The organism is Neobacillus vireti (assembly GCF_036962345.1).
Classification (GTDB): Bacteria; Bacillota; Bacilli; order Bacillales; family Cytobacillaceae; genus Neobacillus; species Neobacillus vireti_A.
Map to the genome: position 1 here is coordinate 1 of NZ_JBALNB010000032.1, position 16264 is coordinate 16264.

At 40.3% G+C, this 16264-nt stretch carries 15 protein-coding genes, 1 tRNA gene, 1 rRNA gene, 1 other RNA gene and 1 other annotated feature; of the genes, 4 read left to right on the top strand and 14 right to left on the bottom strand.

Translation table 11 applies throughout. The features are described 5' to 3' along the window. From V7108_RS26630 to tadA, 8 genes are all read right to left on the bottom strand, one after another. A 16S ribosomal RNA gene (locus tag V7108_RS26630) occupies positions 1-209 on the bottom strand; the annotation flags it as partial. 297 nt (positions 210-506) lie between these two features. Further along, positions 507-770 carry a pro-sigmaK processing inhibitor BofA family protein gene (locus V7108_RS26635; RefSeq protein ID WP_335509944.1) on the bottom strand — a complete coding sequence of 88 codons (264 nt, stop codon included), beginning with the start codon at positions 768-770 and terminating at the stop codon, positions 507-509. 84 nt (positions 771-854) lie between these two features. Then, positions 855-1079, bottom strand: coding sequence for a YaaL family protein (locus tag V7108_RS26640; RefSeq protein WP_335509942.1), 225 nt, complete (start codon positions 1077-1079; stop codon positions 855-857). Between the two features lie 56 nt (positions 1080-1135). Next, the gene (gene recR / locus V7108_RS26645) at positions 1136-1732 is read right to left on the bottom strand and encodes a recombination mediator RecR (RefSeq protein WP_335509940.1); all 597 of its coding nucleotides are present in this window, start codon (positions 1730-1732) and stop codon (positions 1136-1138) included. A gap of 69 nt (positions 1733-1801) precedes the next feature. After that, positions 1802-2119 carry a YbaB/EbfC family nucleoid-associated protein gene (locus tag V7108_RS26650; protein WP_192655211.1) on the bottom strand — a complete coding sequence of 106 codons (318 nt, stop codon included), beginning with the start codon at positions 2117-2119 and terminating at the stop codon, positions 1802-1804. 22 nt (positions 2120-2141) lie between these two features. Next, positions 2142-3833 carry a DNA polymerase III subunit gamma/tau gene (gene dnaX / locus V7108_RS26655; protein WP_335569854.1) on the bottom strand — a complete coding sequence of 564 codons (1692 nt, stop codon included), beginning with the start codon at positions 3831-3833 and terminating at the stop codon, positions 2142-2144. A gap of 121 nt (positions 3834-3954) precedes the next feature. Further along, positions 3955-4219: signal recognition particle sRNA large type (gene ffs / locus V7108_RS26660), an RNA gene on the bottom strand. Positions 4220-4308: 89 nt separating this feature from the next. Next, positions 4309-4806 carry a tRNA adenosine(34) deaminase TadA gene (gene tadA / locus V7108_RS26665; protein ID WP_335569855.1) on the bottom strand — a complete coding sequence of 166 codons (498 nt, stop codon included), beginning with the start codon at positions 4804-4806 and terminating at the stop codon, positions 4309-4311. 121 nt (positions 4807-4927) lie between these two features. On the opposite strand from tadA, the gene V7108_RS26670 reads away from it, so the two are divergent. From V7108_RS26670 to V7108_RS26680, 3 genes are all read left to right on the top strand, one after another. Beyond that, positions 4928-6211 (top strand): glycoside hydrolase family 18 protein, encoded by a 1284-nt coding sequence (locus V7108_RS26670; RefSeq protein ID WP_335569856.1) that lies wholly within the window; start codon positions 4928-4930, stop codon positions 6209-6211. Between the two features lie 207 nt (positions 6212-6418). After that, positions 6419-7066 carry a deoxynucleoside kinase gene (locus V7108_RS26675; protein WP_335569857.1) on the top strand — a complete coding sequence of 216 codons (648 nt, stop codon included), beginning with the start codon at positions 6419-6421 and terminating at the stop codon, positions 7064-7066. 16 nt (positions 7067-7082) lie between these two features. Beyond that, positions 7083-7778, top strand: coding sequence for a deoxynucleoside kinase (locus V7108_RS26680; protein WP_335509927.1), 696 nt, complete (start codon positions 7083-7085; stop codon positions 7776-7778). A gap of 119 nt (positions 7779-7897) precedes the next feature. Here V7108_RS26680 and V7108_RS26685 read toward each other — a convergent pair. The 6 genes from V7108_RS26685 to guaB all read right to left on the bottom strand — a co-directional run bounded on the left by V7108_RS26685 (position 7898) and on the right by guaB (position 14406). Beyond that, positions 7898-7990, bottom strand: a tRNA-Ser gene (locus tag V7108_RS26685). A gap of 63 nt (positions 7991-8053) precedes the next feature. Continuing rightward, a complete protein-coding gene (serS, locus tag V7108_RS26690; protein WP_335509925.1) occupies positions 8054-9334 on the bottom strand; it encodes a serine--tRNA ligase in 1281 nt (426 codons plus the stop codon). A 176-nt stretch (positions 9335-9510) separates the two neighbouring features. Next, positions 9511-9735: a binding site (T-box leader), on the bottom strand. A 53-nt stretch (positions 9736-9788) separates the two neighbouring features. Continuing rightward, positions 9789-10376, bottom strand: coding sequence for a pyridoxal 5'-phosphate synthase glutaminase subunit PdxT (gene pdxT / locus V7108_RS26695; RefSeq protein ID WP_335509923.1), 588 nt, complete (start codon positions 10374-10376; stop codon positions 9789-9791). Next, positions 10376-11257 (bottom strand): pyridoxal 5'-phosphate synthase lyase subunit PdxS, encoded by an 882-nt coding sequence (pdxS, locus tag V7108_RS26700; protein WP_335509921.1) that lies wholly within the window; start codon positions 11255-11257, stop codon positions 10376-10378. Before pdxS ends, pdxT begins: the two co-directional genes overlap by 1 nt. Before the next feature lie 171 nt (positions 11258-11428). Next, on the bottom strand, positions 11429-12808 hold the full coding sequence (locus V7108_RS26705) for a D-alanyl-D-alanine carboxypeptidase family protein (protein WP_335509919.1): 1380 nt from the start codon (positions 12806-12808) through the stop codon (positions 11429-11431). A gap of 131 nt (positions 12809-12939) precedes the next feature. Continuing rightward, positions 12940-14406 carry an IMP dehydrogenase gene (gene guaB, locus V7108_RS26710; protein ID WP_335509917.1) on the bottom strand — a complete coding sequence of 489 codons (1467 nt, stop codon included), beginning with the start codon at positions 14404-14406 and terminating at the stop codon, positions 12940-12942. 105 nt (positions 14407-14511) lie between these two features. Between guaB and V7108_RS26715 the strand changes: the two genes are divergently transcribed. Next, entirely contained in the window at positions 14512-15453 is a 942-nt protein-coding gene (locus V7108_RS26715; protein WP_335509915.1) for a YaaC family protein, read from the top strand. Positions 15454-16264: the final 811 nt, after the last annotated feature.

The following is a 16264-nucleotide window of genomic DNA, read 5'->3' on the forward strand; positions in this document are numbered from 1 at the left end:
TTTCAGCTTTCCCTCATGAGGGGAAAAGAATTATCCGGTATTAGCACCGGTTTCCCGGTGTTATCCCAGTCTTACAGGCAGGTTGCCCACGTGTTACTCACCCGTCCGCCGCTAATTAAGAGGTGCAAGCACCTCTTAATTCGCTCGACTTGCATGTATTAGGCACGCCGCCAGCGTTCGTCCTGAGCCAGGATCAAACTCTCCAAGAAAGTTGATATAGCTCATTTGTTACGTTGGCTTAGCTTTTTAAAAAAAAACTAAAAAAATTGTTTGTTGACGTTCTTGTTTGTTTAGTTTTCAAAGGACAATTTCTCGCAATCGCTCACAAGCGACTTTACTAATATACCATTAGTCAGTTATGAAAGTCAATAACTTTTTTAATGTGTTCGTTCGTCGTTCGTGACGACTTTTAATATATTACAGCATATAAAATGGTTGGTCAATAGTTTTTACAAAAAAGTTTTTAGCAATAAAAAACCGCTGTTTTTCCAGCGGCAGTTTTCAAACTATAAAACAAACTTTTGAATCGCAGCCAGTGCGACAAGCCCTGGTATTCCAAGAAAGCCAGAAACAGCAGAGGTGGCAAAATTAATGGGAACATGGATACCAAAACTATTGCCAGCTGTATTTAGGAAGAATAATAATAGTGCTCCAATCAACAATTTGACTACAGCTTGGCCAATAAACCTTGCTGGCCTAAAAGGAGCTCCCGCAAACAACAGGATGAGTATGAGCCCGCCTAATATTGATATGATTACAATAGGTTCCAAAAAAGCTATCCCCCTTCAACTCTTTTTATAACAACATATGTACAAGTTGTTATAAATAGACCTTGAGCAGAGATAGCTTCCTTTTTATCTTTTACCTTTAATACTAACATTACGTTCTTTTGCTTCTCTTAATAGAAAGAAGTACTTTACCTGCGCAATTTTTGTTTGGCAAATTGCGTCTTCTGAAGGGTCAAAACTTTTATCTAGTAATTGTTTTTGCCTCTGCCAATGTTCCTTATACTCTTGTAATTGCGTTAAGAGTTTTTCATCATACTCTTTTCGCAGCCATCCTTTCCGCTGGAAAAACATCCTTAACTCCCCCGCTATGATCTAGCTACAGCACCTAGGCGCTGCCACTTTTTCGATTAAAGTTCTCTTCTTCCTTCTAGAGCTTTCGATAAAGTAACTTCATCCGCGTATTCAAGATCTCCTCCAACTGGAAGCCCATGTGCAATCCGCGTAACCTTAATTCCCGATGGTTTAAGCAAACGGGAGATATACATGGCTGTTGCCTCCCCTTCAATATTCGGATTTGTCGCTAAGATAACTTCTTGTACCGTTTCATCATGGAGACGTTTTAGGAGATCTGGAATATTGATATCTTCTGGGCCTATACCATCCATTGGTGAAATAGCGCCGTGAAGAACATGGTACATACCATTAAATTCTTTCATTTTTTCCATAGCGATAACATCTTTAGGATCTTGCACAACACAAATCGTACTCTTATCACGTCGTTGATCTTCACAAATATAGCAGGGATCTTGATCCGTAATATGACCGCAAACTGAACAATACGTTAAATTTCGCTTGGCGTTTACCAGAGCCTTTGCGAAATCCAGTACCGTATCTTCCTTCATGCTTAAGACAAAAAAGGCCAAACGGGCAGCCGTTTTGGGCCCGATACCTGGCAGCTTCATAAAACTGTCAATCAACTTAGAAATCGGTTCTGGATAATGCATTTTTTATTATTCCTCTCCTAGAAAAGCGTATGCGCCCTTAGATAGGCGCATACGCTCGATAATAATTAACTAAAAAGGCAAATTCATTCCTTTTGTAAATTGTCCCATTGTGCTGTTCGTCAATTCTTCTACCTTTTTTAGTGCGTCGTTTGTCGCCGCTAATACAAGGTCTTGGAGCATTTCAATATCATCTGGATCTACGGCTTCAGGTTTAATTTGAACGTCCACTACCTCTTTATGGCCTGTAACAATAACAGTAACCATACCGCCGCCTGCGGTTCCCTCAATCTTTTTTTGACCTAATTCTTCTTGAGCCTCAGCCATTTTCTTTTGCATTTTTTGCATTTGTTTCATCATATTTTGCATATTACCCATTCCACCACGCATAACAAGTTCAACCTCCAATTAATTAGTCAATAATTTCTACAAATTCAGCACCAAATAAGTTTTTGGCCTCCGCAATATGCGGCTCTTCCTCTACTTTAGAGTTTGAGGTCTCTCCTTCAACATGATGCTGGGTGCTTAAAAAGTTCTCCCGAATTGATAACCATTGCTCTTCGGGTACTCCCAGGACCAAATATTTATTGCCTATTAGTTCTTGTAAAGCCATCGTCACCGTCTCGATAAAACGGTTGTTATCCATTGCCATCTGGCAATGAATTTCATGTTTAAATTTTAAAATAAAAGCATTAACTGAAGCAGCAACTGGTTCTGCTTCATTCAATAGGGCCGCATGAGACTTCATTAATTTCCCTCTCATTTCGCCCCATTTGCTCTTAATTTGATTCAGGTCATTCTTTGTTGCATTTTTTAATACTTCATTTATTTTGCCTACTGCAGGCTGGAATCCTTTTCTTGAAGTTCTCTGTGCAGGCTTTTGTGTACTTTGAGGTACATTTTCCTGAACAACAGCAGGTCCATTTGTTTTCAATTGTTGAATTTCATTCTCAAGCTGTTCTATTTTTGTAAGCAGCTGTGATAGTTGTCCAGAGGGAATTTGCTCCTTTTGCTGCTGCACTTCCGTTTGGCATAGCTTAACAATAGCAACTTCTAGAAAGATCCTAGGATGATTGGTCCATCGCATATCCTGTTGGGTTTTATTTAGTAGATCAATAAGCTGATAAATCTGATCGTACGGAACAGATTCGGCCAGCTGACGAAATTCCTCATCTAATAAGACTCTATCCATGGATTCTTCAAGATTTGGTGCTGTTTTGAATAGCAGCATATCACGATAGTACAAAATAAAATCCTCGATAAATCTCGATGGGTCTTTCCCATGAAACAATAATTCCTCTAAGGCCTCTAAACCACTGGCTACATCCTTTTCCCTTACTGCCTTGGCAAGCTTATTTAAAAACCCTTGCGAAACAGAGCCTGTAACCGTCAATGCATCCTCGACAGTTACTGTGTCCTGACTAAAGGAAATTGCTTGGTCTAATAGACTTAATGCATCACGCATACCACCTTCAGCCGCTCTTGCAATCATTTTTAAAGCGTCTTCTTCACAACTAACGCCTGTTTCATCGATGATGAGTTTCATTCGATTTACAATCGATTGTGCTGTAATCCGTCTAAAATCAAATCGCTGACACCTAGAGATAATGGTTAGGGGTATTTTATGCGGTTCGGTCGTAGCTAAAATGAAAATAACATGCTTGGGCGGCTCCTCCAACGTTTTTAACAATGCATTGAAGGCGCTAATCGATAGCATATGCACTTCATCAATAATATAGACCTTGTAGTTAACAGAGGTTGGCGCAAACTTTACTTTATCTAGAACATCTCTCATTTCTTCCACTCGAGAGTTGGATGCTGCGTCAAATTCTAATACATCCGATATTGTTCCATTGGTAATTCCCTTACAGGCGGCACACTCATTGCAAGGTTCAGAAACAGGCGCCCGCTCACAATTTACTGCCTTCGCTAGTATTTTGGCTGCACTTGTTTTCCCCGTTCCTCGTGGTCCGTTAAATAAGTATGCATGAGAAATTTTTTGTTGAAGCAGGGCATTTTGCAATGTTTTCGTTACATGTTCCTGTCCTACTACATCAATAAATTGCTGAGGACGCCAAACACGATATAAAGCTTGATATGCCAAAACATCGCCCCCTTCAAAATTCTATCTTCTCCATTATAACGTATCCTTTTTCTATTTTCCAAAAAGAACATAAAAAAACTCATCTCGAATGTGAGATGAGCTGTTTTTTAATTATTAGCTGCCGTGCACCTTCCGTCGACTGGCACCCATAGGCGCTGCTTAAGCAGTTAGCTCGGCCCAGGCCACCCTGCGGCACATGGGAGCTTCCACTTAATGCTGCTTCCTTCCGGACCTGACATGGTTCATGGATTCCCATTGCGCAGGACCCGGGCGTCAACACCACTTACTTAAGGCGGACCCTACAGGATACCAGCCTCGGGAAGGGATTCAGCCTCGCTAGAGCGGATTGCGAGTACAGGGCACCGCTACCTCCCCGCCTAGCACGGCAAAGTTGATAATGCTTTAATGCGTCTTATCTGACGCCTTCTTAGTATACTAACAATCAGAAAAAAAATCAATCTTTATTGACTGTAAATTATTGTAAGTCTCGTTTCTTCGCTTGTTTTCTTCTTTCTCGAAGCTGTCGAAAGAAATCCGTTAATAATCTGCCGCACTCTGCTTCCAATACACCACTCGTAACTTCGCTTTGATGATTAAAGCGCTCATCCTGCAAGAGATTCATAAAGGTTCCTGCACAGCCGCCCTTTGGGTCAGCCGCACCATAAACCACTCTCTCTATCCTTGATAAGATAATCGCTCCAGAGCACATAGCGCAGGGCTCTAGAGTGACAAAAAGTGTCGAATTCTCGAGCCGCCATGATCCTGTTTCTTTGCAGGCGTGTTCAATTGCCAATAGTTCTGCATGGGCGACCGCACTCTGGTTACTTTCCCGCAAATTATGTGCGCGGGAAATAATCCTCCCATCTACAACGATAATCGCTCCGATTGGTACCTCCGCTAGAGCTTCTGCCTTTTTTGCTTCCTTTATTGCTTCTTTCATATAATATTCGTCTGAAAATTCTTCTCTTGCCATCAAGTATACCGCCTATCAATTCTACACTACACTGTCTCTATTGAAATTTTATCCATTATATCATGAATCCATAATCCCATTCATAAAATAGTTGTAGCGTCTCGCTTAGGAGGGGAAGAATATGCAAATTCATATTGTGAAGAGTAACGAATCATTAACAACTATTGCGCGGGTCTATAATACAACCGTTGATGATATAGTCGAAGCAAATGACATCCCAAATCCAAATAATCTTGTCGTCGGCCAGGCAATGGTCATTCCGATAGCTGGAAGTTTTTATTATGTACAGCCTGGGGACAGTTTGTGGTCAATCGGGCAAAAAACAGGTGTACCTTATCAACAAATTGCGTCAGTCAATCGTATTTCATTAAACCAGCAGCTTTATGTTGGTTTTCGCCTTTATATCCCTCCAGCACCAAAAAGAAGGGCAGAATTTAATGCCTATGTAGAACCGCGCGGCACCTCTGTAGCACCAATATTAGAAACGAGTGCACGGGAGGCCGCTCCTTACTTAACTTATTTGGCACCGTTCAGCTTTCAAGCACTTCGTGACGGTTCCTTAAAGGAACCTTTGCTAAATAACTTTCCAGCCATTGCAAGAGCTAATCGAAATGTTTTAATGATGGTTATTACCAACCAAGAAAACGATCAGTTCAGTGATGAATTGGGACGTATTTTACTTAATGATATTTCCATCCAAGACAGATTCCTAAATAATATTGTTGCTGCTGCAAAAAAATATGGCTTTAGAGATATCCATTTCGATTTCGAATTTTTAAGACCAGCTGACCGTGAAGCCTATAATCAATTCTTACGGAAAGCAAAAACAATATTCAAACGTGAAGGATGGTTTATTTCAACAGCCCTTGCACCGAAAACAAGTGCTGCACAACAAGGCAAATGGTATGAAGCTCATGATTATCGTGCACATGGCCAAATTGTTGACTTTGTTGTCATTATGACCTACGAATGGGGGTACAGCGGTGGTCCAGCAATGGCTGTATCGCCTATTGATCAGGTTCGTAAGGTTTTAGAATATGCAATTACAGAAATGCCTCCTAATAAAATTATGATGGGGCAAAACCTATATGGTTATGACTGGACACTTCCCTTTGTTCAAGGAACAGTGGCAAAAGCAGTAAGCCCACAGCAGGCTATTCAGCTGGCAGCAACAAACAATGTTCCTATCCAATATGATACAAAGGCACAGGCGCCTTTTTTCAGATATACTGCTGCAGATGGAAAGCAGCATGAAGTTTGGTTCGAGGATGCACGTTCGATTCAAGCAAAGTTTAATTTGATAAAAGAGTTGAATATAAGAGGAATGAGTTATTGGAAGCTTGGCTTGGCATTCCCGCAAAATTGGCTTTTAATTGTTGAGAATTTTAATGTCGTAAAAAGATGAAAATAGATAAATACAAGAACTGCCGTCATTCGGCAGTTTTTTCATATTATCGACACGAAAATCCATTCTTCAACATTTTCCATATCCCTTCCTGTGTAAGATTATGATAATATATTATTTGTGCCATTATGAACTTTATATAAAGCTACCAGTATTTTACTGATTAGACATAGAAATTGCAGGCAGTTGGAGAAGGAGGCCAGAAAAATGGGATATACTCCCTTTATTACCGTTGAAGGGCCGATTGGTGTAGGTAAGACATCTCTCGCTAAAGCTATTTCAGAGCAATTCAATTTTGCTCTTTTAAAAGAGATTGTTGATGAAAATCCATTTTTGGGGAAGTTTTATGAGAATATTGAGGAATGGAGTTTCCAAACAGAAATGTTTTTCCTTTGCAATCGCTATAAGCAATTAGGAGACATTAATACCCACTTCCTAAGTAAAAGTCAGGCTGTAGTAGCAGATTACAATATCTTAAAGAACTTAATTTTTGCCCAAAGGACTTTAAGCCCCGAGGAATATCAAAAATACTATAAAATTTATCAGCTCCTAACAGAAGATATGCCAAAGCCGAATGTCATTATTTATTTAAATGCGAGTCTTGATACTCTTCTTAAGCGGATAAAAATAAGAGGACGTGAAGTTGAGAAAAATATCAGTCCTTTATATTTAGAGCAGCTATCGATTGACTACGAACAAACCATAACGAGTTTTGAGCAATCACATCCAGAAATTCCGGTACTTCGCTTTAATGGTGATGAATTAGATTTTGTAAAAAATGAAGAGGATTTAAATTTTATCATGGAAAGACTAGTAGGTTCATTAAAGAAAAGCAGCACGACTAACACAAGATAAGAATTGGGGGATGTAAGTGAGTATCGTTATTGGTGGTATGATTGGCCTTGGCAAAACGAGTGTAGCTGATACATTAAATGCACACTTTAAAAGAAATGGAATTGAGAGTAAGGTTTTTTATGAGACTGTTGATGATAACCCAATTCTCCCTCTATATTACGAACTAACAGCTGAGGAATTAGATGCTAGAAGAATTCCTTTCCTCTTACAATTATTTTTCTTAAATAAACGATTTAAAACAGTAAAGGACTGTGTAAGTTGGAATGATCCTATCTATACCATTCAAGATCGCTCCATTTACGAGGACTGGTACTTCGCCTATGTAAATAAAAACCTTGGCAGAATCTCTGATCTTGAATTTAAAATATATGAAGATCTAGTTGAAAATATGATGGAAGAATTAAACGAGCTGCCGAAAAAGGCCCCTGACTTAATGGTTTACTTAAAAGGATCCTTTGATACGGTAATCGACCGAATCATGGCACGAGGAAGAAGCTTTGAAATCAACCCTGAGCTGAAAGAATATTACTTTGAAGTTTGGAAGGGGTACGATGACTGGGTCATCAACAGCTATAACGCGAGTGATGTATTGATTATTGATATGGATCATACAGATGTCGTAAAGCGCCCAGAAGATGCATTACGCGTATGCCGTGAAGTGGATGAACGACTTAAAGAACTTCTAAATATAACAAAAGCACATATTGGTTAATTCCAATGTGTGCTTTTTTGTATGTATTGAAGCATTTAGTAAAAAAGTATATAAAAAAGTCCGTCCCAATATTTGGGACGGATTCTATCTCCAGTTTTATGCGCGATTATTAAAATTAATGGAGGAGGAAGAGGGATTCGAACCCCCGCGCGGTTTGACCCGCCTGTCGGTTTTCAAGACCGATCCCTTCAGCCAGACTTGGGTATTCCTCCGTATCGACAAGATATAGATTAACACAGTAATCTACTCATGTCAACACATTATTATCTATTTTTTTATTCTGGATTAATAACTTCTTTATTCCCCATATATGGACGTAATACGTTAGGAATAACTACGCTTCCATCATCCTGCTGATAATTTTCCAAGATGGCAGCAACCGTTCTTCCAATTGCCAAGCCAGAACCATTTAATGTATGCACATGCTCTGGTTTCGCTTTTGGATCACGGCGGAAGCGGATATTTGCACGGCGGGCTTGGAAGGCCTCAAAGTTACTGCAAGAAGAAATCTCACGGTAGGTTCCATAGCTCGGAATCCATACCTCAATATCGTACTTTTTAGCAGCTGTAAAGCCTAAGTCACCCGTACACATGCTAAGCACACGGTAAGGCAATTCAAGCAATTGCAGGACACGCTCTGCGTCACTTGTCAGCTTCTCAAGCTCCTCGTAGGAATCCTCTGGCTTCACAAACTTCACAAGCTCCACTTTATTGAATTGGTGCTGACGGATTAACCCGCGTGTATCCCGTCCCGCAGACCCGGCCTCAGAACGGAAACATGCACTGTATGCCGCAAAGCGGATAGGAAGCTCGTCACCGCTTAAGATTTCATCACGATGTAGATTGGTGACAGGCACCTCAGCAGTTGGAATTAAAAAGTAATCTTCACTTTCAATTAAAAAGGCGTCTTCTGCAAATTTTGGCAGCTGCCCTGTTCCCGTCATGCTCGCACGGTTGACCATATAAGGCGGCAGGATTTCTTTATAGCCATGCTCATCAACATGCAGGTCAAGCATGAAGTTCATTAACGCACGCTCTAAGCGGGCTCCAAGGCCTTTATAAAAGACAAACCGGCTCCCGGTAACCTTGCCCGCACGTTCGAAATCTAGTATTCCTAAATGGTCGGCAACATCCCAGTGCGGCTTTGCCTCAAAATCAAATTCCCGAACGTGGCCCCATTTTCTAATTTCTACATTTTCCTCTTCTGTTTCACCAATCGGTACACTTTCATGAGGAATATTTGGAATGCTTAATAACAGGAGCTCAAGGGTTTCCTCGACACTGCGGAGCTCCTCATCTAATACTTTAATCCTATCGCCCACCTCACGCATCTCTACAATAAGATGATCCGCATTTGCCTTTTCACGCTTTAAGACCGCTACCTGTTGGGAAACCTCGTTACGCTTGCTTTTTAATTGTTCCGCCTCAACTATCAAGTCGCGTCTTCGTTGATCTAAGTCCTCAAATTTACCAAGGTCCGTTAAGTCTTCGCCGCGATGCTGGAGCTTTTCCTTAACCTCTGCAAAATTAGCCCGTAATAATTTAATATCTAGCACGCTCACCCACTCCTTAATTATAAAGCATAAGCGCCTTGCACAGGGGCGACAGGCATAAGACTAGCCGGCGGAAAGGTTGCCTTTTAACCTTTTTGCCGGATTGGCTTATGACCCCAAGCCCCTAGGCGCTGCAGCTAGGATAAAAAAAATAAATACAAAAAACTCCCGTCCCCAAAAACAGGGACGAGAGTTACCCGCGATACCACCCTGGTTGACAGTATTATAGTCTGTCCACCTTGAAAAAAATTAACGGTTTTTACCGAAAGTACTTACTTACCCTTATAAGGGTGTTCCGCACCTTGCTCGAGGAGGGATTCACAAGATTCAAACACCGATTTACACCAGCCATCGGCTCTCTTTAGAATGAACTTCCTGTTACTAGTTCCTCTCATTGCTTTAAGATATTTATTTATTGTAGATAATTTACTATAATTATCCACCAAATGCAACCAAATTATACAAGTTGTTTTGCTTTTGCTTCCTTTACCATCTCTACGAAGTAAGCCGTAATGTCATGGTTATCTGTTAATTCAGGGTGGAAGGAACAACCAAGGAACTGTCCTTCCCGCGCTGCTACAATACGGTCATTATGCTTTGAAAGGATCTCTACCTCTGGACCTGCTTCAACGATGTGCGGTGCACGAATGAAAACTGCAGGGAAGTTGTCAGCTACATCCTTAATCGCGAGGTCAGCCTCAAAGCTATCAACCTGCCGGCCGAAGGAGTTACGTTCAACCGTAATGTCCATCACACCTATATGAGGCTCATGACCAACTAAGTTTTTGGCTAAAAGGATTAGACCTGCACATGTACCAAACATCGGTTTACCCTCTGCAGCAAATTCCTTTAAAGCGTCCATAAAACCATATTTATCAATCAAGCGTCTCATCGCTGTGCTTTCACCGCCAGGAAGGATGAGGCCATCTACTTCTTTAAGCTGCTCGACTTTTTTAATAGCGATTCCTTCTGCTCCACATTCTTCTACAGAACGAATATGTTCTCGAACTGCGCCTTGCAAGGCAAGTACTCCTACCTTAACCATTACCAGCCACGTTCCTGCATACGGTTTTCAGGGGATAATGATGATATTTCAATACCCTTCATTGGTGTTCCCAGGTCCTTAGAAAGCTCAGCAATTAATTTGTAATCTTGGTAATGAGTTGTCGCCTCCACAATCGCTCTTGCGAACTTAGCAGGATTTTCTGATTTAAAGATACCTGAACCTACAAATACTCCGTCAGCTCCTAATTGCATCATCAATGCTGCGTCAGCTGGAGTTGCTACCCCGCCTGCTGCAAAGTTAACAACTGGAAGACGGCCAAGACGCTTGATTTCAAGAAGTAACTCAAATGATGCTCCTAAAAGTTTTGCTTCCGTCATGAGCTCATCTTCATTCATTCCTACTACCTTGCGAACCTGACCGTTTACCTTACGCATATGACGGACAGCTTCAACGATATTTCCTGTTCCAGGCTCACCCTTTGTACGAAGCATAGAAGCGCCTTCGCCAATCCTGCGGGCAGCCTCACCAAGATCTCGGCAGCCGCAAACAAATGGAACAGTATAATCACTCTTAAGCAAGTGATACTCTTCGTCTGCTGGAGTTAAAACTTCACTCTCGTCAATATAGTCAACACCCATTGCCTCTAAGATACGTGCTTCGACAATATGGCCAATTCTTGCCTTTGCCATTACAGGAATTGATACTGCATTTAGTACTTCTTCAATAATTCTTGGGTCAGCCATTCTAGCAACTCCGCCAGCTGCACGAATGTCAGAAGGTACACGCTCAAGAGCCATTACTGCAACAGCACCTGCTTCCTCAGCAATCCTTGCTTGCTCTGCATTAATAACGTCCATGATAACGCCGCCCTTTTGCATTTCGGCCATTCCGCGTTTAACTCGATCTGTACCTGTTTTCATGTAAAATCCCCCTTGTTGGTTGTACTTTTATAAATATTACAAAAAATTAACGTATAAAATTATGAATTATGGTTAATTCATTCGGAATTAGAATGTTCCCATAATGACATTAAAGCAACAAAAAAGGACTCCTGTCAAGACAAGAATCCTCTGTTAAATATTCCCTAATGATTAAAACCAGCCTTTAACGGTAGAAGAAATGCCTCCCCATAGATCTCCAAAGAACCCGCCGATTCCTCTCATCATTAAAACGAACCAATTTGCCTTTTCTACATCTTCAGCTGCGATCACGTCGACAGTGATATTGCTCTGTCCTTTAGCTGTTATAAACCCAAACTTTTCAGCCTCTTTCGGCTGGATTGTTAAAGTTCCAACCTTTTCGCCCTTTTTAATAGGAGCAGTAAGTTCACCTTGTTTATTAACCTTCTTTTTATCAAGTGTTAATTTGGTTTTAAAATTATCCTTTTCCCCATTTTTAACAACCATATTAACGGCGTCTTTTGTATAAATTTTTACTTGATTTTCTTTCCCCTTGATTACTGGTAAATTCTTTTTCTCTTTAACTTGATAATGCTTTGGAATAATTTCTTTTTTTGTAAAATTATTAAAGGCAAAGTCTAGAATCTTTCTTGTTTCTCTGAACCGTTCAGATTGAGAACTTGTATTCATAACAACGGAAATAAATCTCTGGCCATCCCTAGAAGCTGTTCCAGTAAAATTATACCCTGCAAAAGTGGTAGAACCCGTTTTCAAACCATCCAACCCATCATATACAAACTGTTGGTAATTCGGGTAATCCGCTGCAAGATCCTCGTATCCTTCTAACATCCAGTTCCAGTTGTCCATTACAAACTGATCTTCCGTACCCTTTGCAAAAACTTTTTCTGGAACACTAGATGTCTCTAATACTTCTGGAAAATCCTTTAATAAGTGAGATGCCAAGGCTGCAACATCCTTTGCAGACATTACATTTTCCTCATCAGGATCGCCTACCACCTCTGGAAAGTGTTTTAGCATATCACGATTATTTAAGCCAGTAGAGTTTACAAACTTATACTTTTCCAGACCAAGCTCTGCAGCCTTTTTATTCATCATTTCAACAAATTGACGTTCAGTTCCCGCAACAATTTCAGCGATAGCAATGGTGGCCGCATTAGCAGATTCAATGGCCATTGCTGCATACAAGTCTTCTACCTTATACTTTCCATCAACACGTAAATAGACATTACTTAAACTATCATCATGAGACATTTTGGAAAGTTCGGGGGATACTACGTATTCTTGCCCCCATTTTACCTTACCTTCTTTTACGGCTTCTAATAAAAGATATTCCGTCATCATTTTTGTCATACTAGCAATACCCAGAGCAGTTTCAGAATTCTTTTCATACAGAATCATACCCGTATCTGCATCCACCAAGATAGCTCCAGATGCATTAACATCTAATGCAGTAGTTTCTGCCTCCACTTTATCTAAGCCTGTAAAAAGGCTAAATAACATGATCATTACCAAGAAACTTGCAAGGAATTTGCGATAAAAAAGTTTGTCCACACTAACGCCTCCAACGATTTAATACACTTTGGTTATTTTAACATAACTAGGGGGCAAATCCTAGACAGAGGAATTACCTATGTTTTTACAAAAAAAAGACAGAGAAGCGGTAACTTCTCTGTTCTGTTTATTTATGATAATGAGTAGTTTGGTGCTTCTTTTGTAATTTGCACATCATGAGGATGGCTCTCTCTTAATCCAGCACCCGTCATTCTAATAAATTGTGCATTGTTTCGTAACTCTTCTAGGTCTTTTGTTCCGCAATAGCCCATTCCTGAACGTAAACCACCAACTAATTGGTAGATTGTTTCAGCTAATGGTCCTTTATAAGGCAAGCGGCCTTCAATTCCCTCAGGAACAAACTTTTTATTATCTTCCTGGAAATATCGGTCCTTTGAACCCTTCTCCATCGCTGCAACGGATCCCATACCGCGATAAACCTTAAAGCGCCGTCCTTGGAATATTTCAGTCTCACCAGGGCTTTCTGTTACACCAGCCAGCATACTTCCCAGCATAACCGCATGACCGCCTGCAGCTAATGCCTTAACGATATCACCTGAATACTTGATACCGCCATCTGCAATAATACTTTTTCCGTGTTTTCTTGCCTCTGTAGCACAGTCATAAACTGCTGTAATTTGTGGTACCCCTACACCTGCTACCACCCTGGTAGTACAAATGGATCCAGGCCCAATTCCCACCTTTACGACATCCGCACCCGCTTCAATTAGTGCCGCTGTTGCTTCTCCAGTGGCGACATTTCCAGCTACGATTGTTAAGTCCGGGTATTGGTCCCTAATTTCCTTAACTGTGTCGAGAACACCCTTGGAATGTCCGTGTGCAGTATCTACAACAATTACATCTACATTTGCCTTTACCAGCTTTTCAACCCGCATCATCGTATCCTTGGTTACGCCGACTGCAGCTCCAGCTAATAAACGGCCTTGCTTGTCCTTTGCTGAGTTTGGAAACTCAATAACCTTCTCAATATCTTTAATGGTAATTAACCCTTTTAGTACACCTTGATCATCCACAAGCGGGAGTTTTTCAATTTTGTACTTTTGAAGGATTTTTTCAGCTTCCTTTAATGTGGTTCCTACAGAAGCCGTAACGAGATTTTCCTTTGTCATAACATCTGAAATTTTAAAGGAGTAATCTTGTATGAAACGTAAGTCACGATTTGTGATAATCCCTACCAGCACTTGCTCATCAAGATTATTGACAATTGGTACCCCTGAAATTCGATATTTGCCCATTAAGTGCTCGGCATCAAATACCTGATGTTCTGGAGTAAGGAAAAACGGATCAGTGATTACTCCGCTTTCTGACCTCTTTACTTTCTCAACCTGTTCAGCCTGTTGATCAATGGTCATATTTTTATGGATGATTCCTAAACCGCCTTGGCGTGCCATAGAAATTGCCATTTCAGCTTCTGTTACAGTGTCCATCCCTGCACTAATAATCGGGATATTTAACTTTACACTGGGAGATAACTCCACTTGAAGACTTACATCACGAGGCAGAACTTCTGATTTACCAGGAATTAATAAGACATCATCAAACGTTAAACCTTCTTTTGAAAATTTACTCTCCCACATTTTTTATGGCCTCCAAGAAAAATTTTTTAATTGTAGGTTATCAATTGGACAAAATACTGTCAAGGAAGTTGTTTTAATCTAATTTTTCTGAAAAAGGTGATTTACTTGATTACTGACTATAAAGGATGGAAAAGCTATGCTTGTTTTTTTTCTGCAGAGTATTGTCAGCACTACTTAAAAAGCAATTATAAAAAGTGGAACATTGACAATCCGGAGCAAAAAAGCTATGAGAACTGTTATGCCTTTCTATATTATCTCGAACATGGACAAATATATTACCAACAGGCGGAAAATGCACCATTAATCTTAAAGCCCATTCTCCTTTTTTATGGACTCGTTCATTTAATAAAGGCATGTATTTTAACGATTGACCCTGCCTATCCAGAAACAACATCTGTACTGGCACATGGAGTCTCAACTCGAAAAAGGAAAAAACAAAACTATCAGTTTTTCCATGATGAAGTAAAATTTCAAAAAAATGGGCTCTTCCCCTTTATGTCAGAAAGGATGTTCCACCTGAAACAATTGGAAGGGGATAAGATCACCATGGAAGAGCTCCTGCAGCTTATTCCTGAATTGGATGACCTATTTGTCTTACATGAGGGGAAGAGCACTTTTACCCCTATATATACTCAGCATGAGCAAATGGCAGTACCAGAAAAAGTATTAGACCAATATCATATGACAGAGGAGCGATTAAAGGAGTTTCTTACAACAAAGTCTGGAAATCAGATTGAGTTTTTAAGTGACAGTCTTATGTTTCAATACAACAAAAATGAGTTTACTGGGATATCACCGATTAAATTTAATCTAGATAGCATGGCGTATGTACTCCCACTAAAGAAAGAGAACTTATTCTTGTTTCCTGAATTAATGGTGCATTATCTCTTACTTTATAATTTAAGTATGATTGCTAGATATGAGACGGAGTGGTGGAGTGAACTGACAAAAATGATGCCCAATCGTGACTATCCATTTATAAAAACCTTTTTAGATATAACTTTGACGAAAGGGCCGTTTTTGGTTTATGAGTATTTGATGGGTTAAGGTGAGTTGAGGTATGAGGATGGGCAGCGGAGGGCTTTGATTCCCTGGATTGGATATAAGTTTGAGTTGAGGGAATCAAAAAGGGACTTTGGTTCCCTTATTCATCGGAAATCTAAGATTGTGGGAATCAAAAAGGAGCTTTGGTTCCCTTATTCTACGGAAATCTAAGATTGTGGAAATCAAAAAAGAGTTTTGGTTCCCTTAACCATTGAAAATCTTAGGGTGAGGGAATCAAAAAAGAGTTTTGGTTCCCTTAACCATTGAAAATCTTAGGGTGAGGGAATCAAAAGGAGGGTCTGATTCCCTTTTGCAATAGAAAATGATATCGGAGGGAATCAGATTGTCGTTCTGATTCCCTCAATGTCTGAAAATATTCATCAAAGGGAATCAGATAAGACCACAAGGCATGAATTTCTGGCTATCATCCTCTTTTCAACAAACATGCCACCGCAAGGGCACAACATTTGTTACCTCTTTTTACCAAAACACCATCACAAGGGCACGAATAGCCAACATTTGTTACCTCTTTTTACTGAAACACCACCGCAAGGGCACGAATAGCCGATATTTGTTACCTCTTTTTACTGAAACACCACCGCAAGGGCACGAATAGCCGACATTTGTTACCTCTTTTTACTGAAACGCCACCGCAAGGGCACGATTAGCCGATATACTTTACCTTTTTTAGCAAAACACTATCATACGTACATAAATTTACTATAAACAACTCTTCTCCAACCTATTGACCTTACAGACAATGCAAAAAAGCACAACCCTTATCAGGTTGTGCCTCGTGTGCCTGGCAACGTCC